General features: G+C 69.0%; 11 protein-coding genes. 10 read left to right on the forward strand and 1 reads right to left on the reverse strand.

The window, feature by feature from the left end:
• Nucleotides 1-92: 92 nt before the first annotated feature.
• Together J2Y70_RS10665 and J2Y70_RS10670 are read left to right on the forward strand one after the other, a co-directional pair.
• Nucleotides 93-806, forward strand: coding sequence for a response regulator transcription factor (locus tag J2Y70_RS10665; protein ID WP_003481607.1), 714 nt, complete (start codon nt 93-95; stop codon nt 804-806).
• 107 nt (nt 807-913) lie between these two features.
• Entirely contained in the window at nt 914-2194 is a 1281-nt protein-coding gene (locus J2Y70_RS10670) for a HAMP domain-containing sensor histidine kinase (protein WP_309917024.1), read from the forward strand.
• A 46-nt stretch (nt 2195-2240) separates the two neighbouring features.
• Here J2Y70_RS10670 and J2Y70_RS10675 read toward each other — a convergent pair whose 3' ends face one another.
• Nucleotides 2241-2948 carry an SGNH/GDSL hydrolase family protein gene (locus J2Y70_RS10675; RefSeq protein ID WP_309917027.1) on the reverse strand — a complete coding sequence of 236 codons (708 nt, stop codon included), beginning with the start codon at nt 2946-2948 and terminating at the stop codon, nt 2241-2243.
• A 203-nt stretch (nt 2949-3151) separates the two neighbouring features.
• On the opposite strand from J2Y70_RS10675, the gene J2Y70_RS10680 reads away from it, so the two are divergent.
• The 8 genes from J2Y70_RS10680 (at nt 3152) to J2Y70_RS10715 (ending at nt 9468) form a co-directional block, all read left to right on the forward strand.
• Entirely contained in the window at nt 3152-3532 is a 381-nt protein-coding gene (locus J2Y70_RS10680; RefSeq protein WP_263397331.1) for a diacylglycerol kinase, read from the forward strand.
• 38 nt (nt 3533-3570) lie between these two features.
• Nucleotides 3571-4320 carry a TerC family protein gene (locus J2Y70_RS10685; RefSeq protein WP_309917030.1) on the forward strand — a complete coding sequence of 250 codons (750 nt, stop codon included), beginning with the start codon at nt 3571-3573 and terminating at the stop codon, nt 4318-4320.
• A 79-nt stretch (nt 4321-4399) separates the two neighbouring features.
• On the forward strand, nt 4400-5029 hold the full coding sequence (locus J2Y70_RS10690) for a LemA family protein (protein WP_309917032.1): 630 nt from the start codon (nt 4400-4402) through the stop codon (nt 5027-5029).
• 177 nt (nt 5030-5206) lie between these two features.
• Complete coding sequence (locus J2Y70_RS10695; protein WP_309917035.1) at nt 5207-6160, forward strand: TPM domain-containing protein; 954 nt, start codon at nt 5207-5209, stop codon at nt 6158-6160.
• A complete protein-coding gene (locus J2Y70_RS10700; RefSeq protein ID WP_309917038.1) occupies nt 6160-6651 on the forward strand; it encodes a TPM domain-containing protein in 492 nt (163 codons plus the stop codon). Before J2Y70_RS10695 ends, J2Y70_RS10700 begins: the two co-directional genes overlap by 1 nt.
• 542 nt (nt 6652-7193) lie before the next feature.
• On the forward strand, nt 7194-8075 hold the full coding sequence (gene lgt, locus J2Y70_RS10705; RefSeq protein ID WP_309917040.1) for a prolipoprotein diacylglyceryl transferase: 882 nt from the start codon (nt 7194-7196) through the stop codon (nt 8073-8075).
• A complete protein-coding gene (locus tag J2Y70_RS10710) occupies nt 8072-8866 on the forward strand; it encodes a thymidylate synthase (protein WP_263397337.1) in 795 nt (264 codons plus the stop codon). Before lgt ends, J2Y70_RS10710 begins: the two co-directional genes overlap by 4 nt.
• Nucleotides 8863-9468: a dihydrofolate reductase gene (locus J2Y70_RS10715; protein WP_309917044.1), complete on the forward strand. Its 606-nt coding sequence runs from the start codon at nt 8863-8865 to the stop codon at nt 9466-9468. Before J2Y70_RS10710 ends, J2Y70_RS10715 begins: the two co-directional genes overlap by 4 nt.
• Nucleotides 9469-9700: the final 232 nt, after the last annotated feature.

The raw sequence follows: 9700 nt of genomic DNA on the forward strand, positions 1-9700 counted from the left end.
TTTTCGCGCCGGTCAGGCAGATGAAGCGCTCTTCACGCCATCACCACTTCGCTTCCGGCATGTTTCACAAAGCTGAAGACTGAGGAAGCTCTATGCGTCAGACCAAGGAAACCTCCGGACTCGTTCTGGTCGTCGAGGACAACCGCAATATCTCCGAGATGATCGGCGAGTACCTGGAAGGCCGCGGATTCGAAGTGGATTACGCCTGCGACGGCCTGGACGGGTATCGCCTGGCCGCGGAGAACAGCTACGACGTGGTGGTGCTGGACCTGATGCTGCCGCGCCTGGACGGCATCGAGGTGTGCCGCCGTCTGCGCAACGACGCGCGCAAGTCCACGCCGGTGCTGATGTTGACCGCGCGCGACACGCTCGACGACAAGCTCACCGGCCTGGGCTTCGGTGCCGACGACTACCTGACCAAGCCGTTCGCGATCCAGGAACTGGAAGCGCGCCTGCGTGCGCTGATCCGCCGCGAGCGCCGCCAGGTCGGCTCGGAAGTGCTGAAGGTGGCCGACCTGGTGCTGGATCCGGTGAGCATGCGCGCCACCCGCGCCGGCACCGAGCTGCAGCTGTCGCCGATCGGCCTGCGCCTGCTGACCATCCTGATGCGCGAATCGCCGCGCGTGGTCACCCGCCAGGAGATCGAGCGCGAGATCTGGGGCAACGGCCTGCCCGACTCGGACACGCTGCGCAGCCATCTGTACAACCTGCGCAAGATCATCGACAAGCCGTTCGACCGGCCGCTGCTGCACACCGTGCAGAGCGCCGGTTACCGCATCGCCGACATCGCGCAACCGATGAGTTGAGCGGTCCCTGGTTTGCCACGCGACAGGCCCCAGGAACGGGGCCTGCTTGCACGGCGGATTCACGATCCGCCCGCCTATAATCGCGGCGAAAGAACACGGAAGCTGTAATGCCGCACGGTTTGCCGCGCAAAATCCGCCTTGCCCTGATCGCCCGCATCCTGTTCGCCGGATGCATCGTCGCGTTGGGCAGCTATCTGGTGGTAGCGGTGGTGCAGCATTCGCTGGTGGGCTCGGTGATGCGCCAGGAAGCCGCGCACTACTGGCGCCTGCATGCGCAAACGCCGTCGCAGCCGCCGCCCAACAGCCATACCTTGCGCGGTTATCTGGTGTCGCCCGGGCAGTCGGACGCCGCGCTGCCGGCCAACCTGCGCGGCCTCGCCCCGGGCATGCACGAGAACCGCCCCGGCGGCGAGATGGTGCTGGTCGAGGAGACCGAGCAGGGGCGTCTGTACCTGGTGTTCCTGCGGGCGCAGGCGCAGCGGCTGGCCTTCTGGTTCGGCATCGTGCCGGCGCTGCTGACCCTGATCGCGGTGGTGGTGGTCGGCTGGCTGACCCACCGCGCCTCGCGGCGCCTGCTGTCGCCGGTGAACTGGCTGGCGCGGCGCGTGTCGCAATGGGATCCGCGGCATCCGTCCACCGCCGACCTGGCGCCGGAAAACCTGCCGGCCGACGTGCAGGGCGAATCGCGGCAACTGGCTGCGGCGCTGCATGCGCTGGCCCTGCGCGTCACCGACCACGTCTCGCGCGAGCGCAATTTCACCCGCGACGCCAGCCACGAACTGCGCACGCCGCTGACCGTGATCCGCGTCGCCAGCGACATCGCGATGACCGATCCGGACCTGCCGCCGCGGCTGGGCCGCAGCCTGCAGCGCATCCAGCGCGCCGGCCGCGACATGGAGGCGGTGATCGACGCATTCCTGATCCTGGCGCGCGAAGCGGACGTGGTGCCGCAGAGCGAGACCTTCGAGGTCGCCGACGTGGTCGAGTACGAGGCCGAGAACGCGCGCGAGCTGCTGACCGGCAAGCCGGTGACCCTGACCGTCAAGGTACTCACCGTCGCCCGCCTGCATGCGCCGCCGCGGGTGCTGCACGTGGTGGTCAGCAACCTGCTGCGCAACGCCTGCAGCTATACCGACGCCGGCAGCATCGAGGTCGAGATCGGCACCGACCGCATCAGCATCCGCGACACCGGCATCGGCATGTCCGCCGAAGCGCTGCAGCGCGCCTTCGAACCGTTCTTCCGCGCCGAACCGGACCGCCCGCAGGGCACCGGGCTGGGCCTGTCGATCGTGCGCCGGCTGTGCGAGCGCTTCGGCTGGCGGATCGGGCTGGAGAGCGCCGAGGGCGGTGGCACCACTGCCACGGTCAGGTTCGATCCGGTCAAGTGAGCGGCCGGATCGCCTCGCCTGAATCGTCGGCGTCAGTGCAGCGCGCTCAGCGCTTGAGGTACGGCCGCACGATGTCGCGCCACAGCGCATAGCCGGTCGCGTTCATGTGCAACTGGTCCGGGCCGAACAGTTCGGCGCGCGGCTGCCCATCCTTGCCGAGCATCGGCGTGTACACGTCGATGAACTCCACCTGCTTCAGCCCTTTGGCCGCTTTGCGGATCAGCGCGTTGGCCTCGGTGACTTTCGGCAGCAGCGCGGCGCGCGCCGGGCTGGGCTTGATCGCCAGGTAGGCGATGCGCACGCCCGGCAGATCGCGGCGCACCCGCGTCACGAAGGCGAGGAAGTCCTCGTGCAGCTGCTGCGGGCTGCGTCCGCTGTTGAGGTCGTTGTCGCCGGCATAGAACACGATCAGGCGCGGCTTGTACGGCACCACGACGCGGTCGGCATACCAGGTGCTGTCGCGGATCTCCGAGCCGCCGAAGCCGCGGTTGAGCGTGTCCACGCCGGGGAAATCGCTGGCCAGCGATTGCCAGAAGCGGATCGAGGAGCTGCCGACGAACAGCACCCCGCCGGGCTTGGGCGGATGCGCGGCGTCGGCCTGGGCGAAGCGCTGCATGTCCTCTTCCCAGGCCGGGTTGGAGACCTGTTCGGGAATCTTCGGCGTGGCGGCCGGCGTGAGCGCCAGGGCCGAATGCAGGCCCAGCAGGAACAGGCAGGTGGCGAGCAGCGCAGCGCGCAGCGGCGAACGGGGCATGAGGGCGCCTCCAATTGCGACGGGAGCGGCGATGGTGCCGCAGGCGCCGCGCCGCAGGCAAATCCGGCGCCTGCCGCGGCCGCGCGCAGCGGCGGACGGGGGCTTGTGGCAAAATTGGCGCCTAGCCCGCTTCGCCATCGCCCATGACCGTTCCCTTCCGGCCGTCGCCGTCGCGTCTTCGTTCCCCAGGCCGGGCCTGACGCATGGCCGACCAATTCGGGCACCTGCCGCGCGGACCGCGCCGGATGCTGATGGCGCTGCGCTGGTCCTACCAGGGCCTGCGCGCGGCCTGGCTGCACGAGTCCTCGTTCCGGCTGGAGGTGTGCCTGTTCGTGCTGCTGGCGCCGCTGGCGCTGTGGCTGGGGCAGGGGCCGGTGCAGCAGGCGCTGATGATCGGCTCGCTGTTGCTGGTGCTGGCGGTGGAGCTGCTCAATTCCGCGATCGAGGCGGTGATCGAGCGCTACGGGCCGGAGCACCACGAACTGGCCGGTCGCGCCAAGGACATGGGCTCGGCCGCGGTGCTGTTGATGCTGGCCAACGTCGTGCTGTGCTGGGGCCTGATCCTGCTGCCGCGCGTGCTGTGACCACCGCTTTTCTTTTGACCGATTAAGGATTCGACTCCATGGCCCTTGAGTTTCTCGCCGATCCCAACACCTGGCTGACGCTGCTGACGCTGAGCGCGTTGGAAATCGTGCTGGGCATCGACAACCTGGTGTTCATCTCCATCGCGGTGGGCAAGCTGCCGGAAGCGCAACGCCCGGCGGCGCGCAAGTTCGGCATCGCGGTGGCATGCCTGACCCGCATCGCGCTGCTGGTGTCGCTGGCGTTCCTGGCGCGGATGCAGGGCGAGCTGTTCAGCGTGGCCGGCATGGGCTTCTCGGTGCGCGACCTGGTGCTGATCGTCGGCGGCCTGTTCCTGCTGGTGAAGGGCGGGATGGAAATCCGCGAGATGATCACCGGCGGCGAAGACGCCGATCCCACCACCAGCAAGGCCTCGGGCGTGTTCTGGATGGTGATCGCGCAGATCGCGGTGATCGACATCGTGTTCTCGCTGGACTCGGTGATCACCGCGGTCGGCATGGCCCAGCACATCCCGGTGATGGTCGCGGCGGTGCTGCTGGCGGTGGCGGTGATGCTGCTGGCGGCGAACCCGTTGGGCCGTTTCATCGACGCCAACCCGACGGTGAAGATGCTGGCGCTGGCGTTCATCCTGATGATCGGCGTGGTGCTGATCCTGGACGGCTTCGAAGTGCACGTGCCCAAGCCCTACATCTACGCGGCGATGGGCTTCTCGGTGCTGGTGGAATGGCTGAACCTGCTGATGCGCCGCCGCGCGGCGGCCCATCACGTGCCCGGTGCCGGCAGGTGGTGAGCGGCTGACGCGTCCGCAGACGCTGCGTTTTCACGGAGGGCGTGGCAAGCTGCGCCCTGTCTTTACGCCGGAGAGCGCCATGCGCCTGTTGTCCCGCTCGTTGTTCCTCGTCGCCGTGGCGGCGCTGTTGTCCGGTTGCGGCTATAACGCGATCCAGCAGAAGGACGAGGCGGTCAAGGCCGGCTGGTCCGAGGTGCTGAACCAGTACAAGCGCCGCGCCGACCTGATCCCGAACCTGGTCAACACGGTCAAGGGCTACGCCGACCAGGAGCGCCAGGTGCTGACCGACGTGACCAATGCGCGTTCGCGGGTCGGCCAGGTCCAGGTCAATGCCGACGACGCGGCCTCGCTGCAGCAGTTCCAGCAGGCGCAGGGCGAGCTGTCCAGCGCGCTGTCGCGGCTGCTGGTGGTGACCGAGAACTATCCCAACCTCAAGTCCGACCAGTCGTTCCGCGATCTGCAGGCGCAGCTGGAAGGCACCGAGAACCGCATCACCGTGGCCCGCGGCCGCTACATCCAGGCGGTGCAGGACTACAACACCTTCATCCGCTCGTTCCCGCAGGTGATCACCTCGAAGATCTTCGGCTACAAGGAAAAGCCGAACTTCTCCGTGGCCAACGAGGCGCAGATCTCCGAGGCGCCGGCGGTGAATTTCGGTGGCCAGCCCGCGCAGCCGCAGCAGGCGCCGCAGCCGGCACCGGCGCAGTAAGCGCAGCGTGCAGCGCCGCCGACCGGGCAGCGCTGCACGCCGGCCCGGGTTGCGGCCTGCGGCCAAGTGCTGCAGCGAGACTGGCCGCACGCAGCGGCCGCCGGGTGCCTGGTCGCGCCGCCGCTGCGGTTCCCTCCCTTCGATGCCGCCGCGCGATCGCGCCGGCAGGAGTCTGCAATGAGCGATGCGACGATCCGCCAGCGCCATGCGCGCCGCGGCTGGCCTGCCTGGATCAGGGTGCTGCTGTTGGCGCTGCTGCTGCCGCTGCTGGCCTGGGCGCAGGCGGCCGGCGAGGCGCCGATCCCGCCGCTGAACACGCCGGTGGTCGACACCACCGGTACCTTGCAGCCGACCCAGCGCCTTGCGCTGGAGCAGCAGGCGGTGCAGCTGCAGCAGCGCAAGGGCAGCCAGTTGCAGGTGCTGGTGATCGCCAGCACCGCGCCGGAGACGATCGAGCAATACACCCAGCGCGTGTTCGACACGTGGAAGATCGGCCGCAAGGGCGTGGACGACGGCGTGCTGCTGGTGGTGGCCAAGGACGACCGGCGCGTGCGCATCCAGCCCGGCTACGGCCTGGAAGGCGCCATTCCCGATGCCACCGCCAACCGCATCATTCAGGAGTACCTGGCGCCGCGGTTCCGCGCCGGCGACTACGCCGGCGGCATCGCCGAAGCCACCGCGATGCTGGTCAAGCTGATCGATGGCGAACAGCTGCCGGCACCGGTGAGCACCCACGCGTCCGAATCGCGCTCCGGCGGCAGGCTGCCGCTGGGCTTCTTCGCCGGTCTGTTTGCCGCGATCGTCGCGCAGCTGCTGTTCGCGCGCGCGCCGCGGCCGCTGCGCGGCGTGCTGGCGGCGGTCGCCGGCGGTGGCGTGGGCCTGCTGCTGAGCCTGTCGCTGTTCGTCGGCGCGCTGACCGGCGCGATCGGGCTGGTGCTGGGGCTGTTGTCGGGCGTCTCTCCCGGCCGCTCTGCCGGTGGCGGTGGCTGGGGTGGCGGCGGTTTCGGTGGCGGCTTCGGCGGTTTCGGCGGTGGCGGTTTCGGTGGTGGTGGTGGCTTCGGCGGCGGTGGCGGCGGCTGGGGCGGTGGCGGCGGCAGTTCGGGAGGCGGTGGCGCCTCGGGGAGTTGGTGATGCGATTGCTCCGTCATCTGTTCGCGCCGGCGGCGCGCAGCCTGTTCCCGGACGCCAGCCTGGAGCGCATCGGCGCGGCGATCGCCGACGGCGAGCGGCTGCATCGCGGGCAGGTGATGTTCGCGGTCGAATCGGCGCTGGCGCCGGCGGCGCTGCTGCGCGGCATGGCGCCGCGCACGCGCGCCGAGCAGGTCTTCGCGCAGTTGCGGACCTGGGACACCGAGGCCAACAACGGCGTGCTGATCTACCTGCTGCTGGCCGACCACCGCATCGAGATCGTGGCCGACCGCGGCCTGCGCGCGCGCGTGGACGAGGCGCAATGGCGCGAGGTCTGCGCACTGATCGAACGCGACATGCGCGCCGGCCAGCCCGAGCAGGCGGTGATCGCCGGGGTGGCGGCGGTGTCGGCGCTGCTGGCCGCGCATTTTCCGGCGCAGCCCGGCCAGGCCGGGCACGACGAACTGCCGAACCGGCCGCAGCGGCTGGATTGAGCGCCGGCGGGGCACGACGTGCCGCGGTGGTGCGCCTGTCTGCAGATGAAGCGTGGCGCCGTCCGTGTCGATCGCGACCGCGCCAGTAGTGGGTGCCGATGGCAGACGCTCGCGCCTGCCGGCAGATGAAGCCTGGCGCAGTCCAAGTCGACCCAGACCACGGTAGCGACCGGCGCCGGTGGCAGACGCGTGCGCCTCCCGGCAGATGAAGCCTGGCGCAGTCCAAGTCGACCCAGACCACGGTAGTGGCCGGCGCCGATGGCAGACGCGTGCGCCTGCCGGCAGATGAAGCCTGGCGCAGTCCAAGTCGGCCTAGACCACGGTAGTGGCCGGCGCCGGTGGCAGACGCGTGCGCCTGCCGGCAGATGAAGGGGAGCGCCGTCCAAGTCGACCTGGACCACAGTAGTAGCCGGCGCCGATGGCAGACGCTTGCGCCTGCCGGCAGATGAAGCCTAGTGCAGTCCAAGTCGACCCAGACCACGGTAGTGACCGGCGCCGATGGCAGAATAGGCGACCTTCGCCCTCCGGCCGACGTCCTCCGCATGACCTATCTCCACCAGATCGACCCCATCGCTTTCTCGCTCGGCCCGGTGAAGGTGCATTGGTATGGGCTGATGTACCTGGCCGCCTTTGCGTCGGCCTGGTGGCTGGGACGCCGCCGCATCCGCGCCGGCCGCCTGCCCGGCGTGGACATGGACGGGTTCTCCGACCTGCTGTTCTACGCGATGCTCGGCGTGGTGCTCGGCGGCCGCATCGGCTACATGCTGTTCTACGCGCTGGGCGATTTCCTGGCCAACCCGCTGCTGATCTTCAAGGTCTGGGACGGTGGCATGAGCTTCCACGGCGGCCTGATCGGCGTGCTGGTGGCCGCGGCCTGGTGGTCGCGCAAGTCGCGCCTGCACTTCTTCGACACCATGGATTTCGTCGCGCCGCTGGTGCCGCTGGGCCTGGGCTTCGGCCGCGTCGGCAATTTCGTCGGCGGCGAGCTGTGGGGCAAGTTCACCGACGCCGGCTGGGGCGTGATCTTCCCGCATACGCCGGAACTGCAGGACGTGCCGTTGGCGCAGATCCAGGCGCAGTACGCCAGCGGCGCGCTGGACAGGTTCGCGCGGCATCCGTCGCAGCTGTACGAGGCGGTGCTGGAGGGCCTGGTGCTGTTCGTGGTGCTGTGGGCGTTCTCGCTGCGGCCGCGCGCGCGCTATGCCGTGTCCGGCATGTTCGCGCTGCTGTATGGCGTGTTCCGCTTCGCGGTGGAGTTCGTGCGTGTGCCGGATGCGCCGATCGGCTACCTGGCGTTCCAGTGGCTGACCATGGGCCAGATCCTGAGCACGCCGCTGATCCTGCTCGGCCTGTTCCTGCTGTGGCGCTCGCGCCGCGCGCCGGTGCTGCAGCCGGTGCCGGTGGTGGCGGGCGCGACGCCATGAAGGCCTACCTGGACCTGTTGCGCCACGTCCTCGAGCATGGCGCGGAGAAATCCGACCGCACCGGCACCGGCACGCGCAGCGTGTTCGGCTGGCAGATGCGCTTCGACCTCAACGCCGGCTTCCCGCTGGTGACCACCAAGAAACTGCACCTGCGCTCGATCGTGCACGAGCTGCTGTGGTTCCTGAAGGGCGAGACCAACATCGCCTACCTCAAGGACAACAAGGTCAGCATCTGGGACGAGTGGGCCGACCCGCAGGGCGAGCTCGGCCCGGTGTACGGCAAGCAGTGGCGGCGCTGGACCGGCGCCGACGGCCGCGAGATCGACCAGATGCAATGGCTGGTGGACGAGATCAAGCGCAACCCCGATTCGCGGCGGCTGGTGATCAGCGCCTGGAACGTGGCGGAATTGCCGCAGATGGCGCTGATGCCGTGCCACAGCCTGTTCCAGTTCTACGTGGTCGACGGCAAGCTCAGCTGCCAGCTGTACCAGCGCAGCGGCGACATCTTCCTCGGCGTGCCGTTCAACATCGCCAGCTACGCGCTGCTAACCCACATGGTGGCGCAGGCCACCGGCCTGGGCGTGGGCGATTTCGTGCACACGCTGGGCGACGCGCACCTGTATTCGAACCACTACGAGCAGGCGCGCGAACAGCTGGCGCGCACGCCGCGGCCGTTGCCGACGCTGCGCCTGAATCCCGCGGTCACCGACCTGTTCGGCTTCACCTACGACGATATCGCGATCGAGGGCTACGATCCGCATCCGGCGATCAAGGCGCCGGTGGCGGTATGAATTGCCGGGACTCGGGACTCGGGACTCGGGACTCGGAAAAAGCCGTGGTATCGGCGGGGACGGATGTTGACGAGTTCCAGTTCAGAAGTCCCGAGCTCCGGCTCAACTTGGTCGCCGCGCTCGACCGCGCCAACGCCATCGGCCGCGATAACGACCTGCCGTGGCGCTTGCCGGACGACCTGAAGCGCTTCAAGGCGCTGACCCTGGGCAAGCCGGTGCTGATGGGACGCAAGACCGCGCAGTCGCTGGGCCGCGCGCTGCCCGGGCGCTTGAATCTGGTGATGACGCGCTCGGGGCAGGTGCCGTTCGAGGGCATGCAGGCGGTCGATTCGCTACAGGCGGCGATCGAAGTGGTCCGGGCGAGCGGGGCGGAAGAACTTTCGGTGATCGGCGGCGGCGACATCTTCGCGTTGGCCTTGCCGTACGCCGACATGGTGTACCTGACCCACGTGGACACGCTGGTCGAGCGCGCCGATGCGCATTTCCCGGCGTTCGATCCGGCGCAGTGGGAGGTCGTGGCGCGGCAGGCGCACGCGGCCGATGCCAAGCATGCGCTGGCGTTCGAGTTCGTGGATTATCGGCGCAGGCGTCGCGCGCCGTAGCGGATTGGCGCTGGCAGATGCTGACAGGCCGACGCACGCGCGGCCAGCGAGCGTTCCTTCTACGACGATATCGCGACGGAGCGACGCTTCCGCTAGCGCGTTTTCTTGCAATCGGTGCAGTGTGTTGTAGGAGCGGCTTCAGCCGCGACCGGGCTTTTCAGGGGGACCCCCGGGGCGGCGGTAACCCCAACATAAAATGGCCCCAACAGGGCCAAACACCGGCCCTGGGTCC

The sequence above is a fragment of the Xanthomonas sp. 1678 genome (assembly GCF_031455575.1).
GTDB lineage: Bacteria > Pseudomonadota > Gammaproteobacteria > Xanthomonadales > Xanthomonadaceae > Xanthomonas_A.

Excerpts from the sequence above, each read along its gene's own strand:
- J2Y70_RS10665 (WP_003481607.1), top strand. The coding sequence starts at position 93 with ATGCGTCAGACCAAGGAAACCTCCGGACTCGTTCTGGTCGTCGAGGAC.
- J2Y70_RS10670 (WP_309917024.1), top strand. The coding sequence starts at position 914 with ATGCCGCACGGTTTGCCGCGCAAAATCCGCCTTGCCCTGATCGCCCGC.
- J2Y70_RS10675 (WP_309917027.1), bottom strand. The coding sequence starts at position 2,948 with ATGCCCCGTTCGCCGCTGCGCGCTGCGCTGCTCGCCACCTGCCTGTTC.
- J2Y70_RS10680 (WP_263397331.1), top strand. The coding sequence starts at position 3,152 with ATGGCCGACCAATTCGGGCACCTGCCGCGCGGACCGCGCCGGATGCTG.
- J2Y70_RS10685 (WP_309917030.1), top strand. The coding sequence starts at position 3,571 with ATGGCCCTTGAGTTTCTCGCCGATCCCAACACCTGGCTGACGCTGCTG.
- J2Y70_RS10690 (WP_309917032.1), top strand. The coding sequence starts at position 4,400 with ATGCGCCTGTTGTCCCGCTCGTTGTTCCTCGTCGCCGTGGCGGCGCTG.
- J2Y70_RS10695 (WP_309917035.1), top strand. The coding sequence starts at position 5,207 with ATGAGCGATGCGACGATCCGCCAGCGCCATGCGCGCCGCGGCTGGCCT.
- J2Y70_RS10700 (WP_309917038.1), top strand. The coding sequence starts at position 6,160 with ATGCGATTGCTCCGTCATCTGTTCGCGCCGGCGGCGCGCAGCCTGTTC.
- lgt (WP_309917040.1), top strand. The coding sequence starts at position 7,194 with ATGACCTATCTCCACCAGATCGACCCCATCGCTTTCTCGCTCGGCCCG.
- J2Y70_RS10710 (WP_263397337.1), top strand. The coding sequence starts at position 8,072 with ATGAAGGCCTACCTGGACCTGTTGCGCCACGTCCTCGAGCATGGCGCG.
- J2Y70_RS10715 (WP_309917044.1), top strand. The coding sequence starts at position 8,863 with ATGAATTGCCGGGACTCGGGACTCGGGACTCGGGACTCGGAAAAAGCC.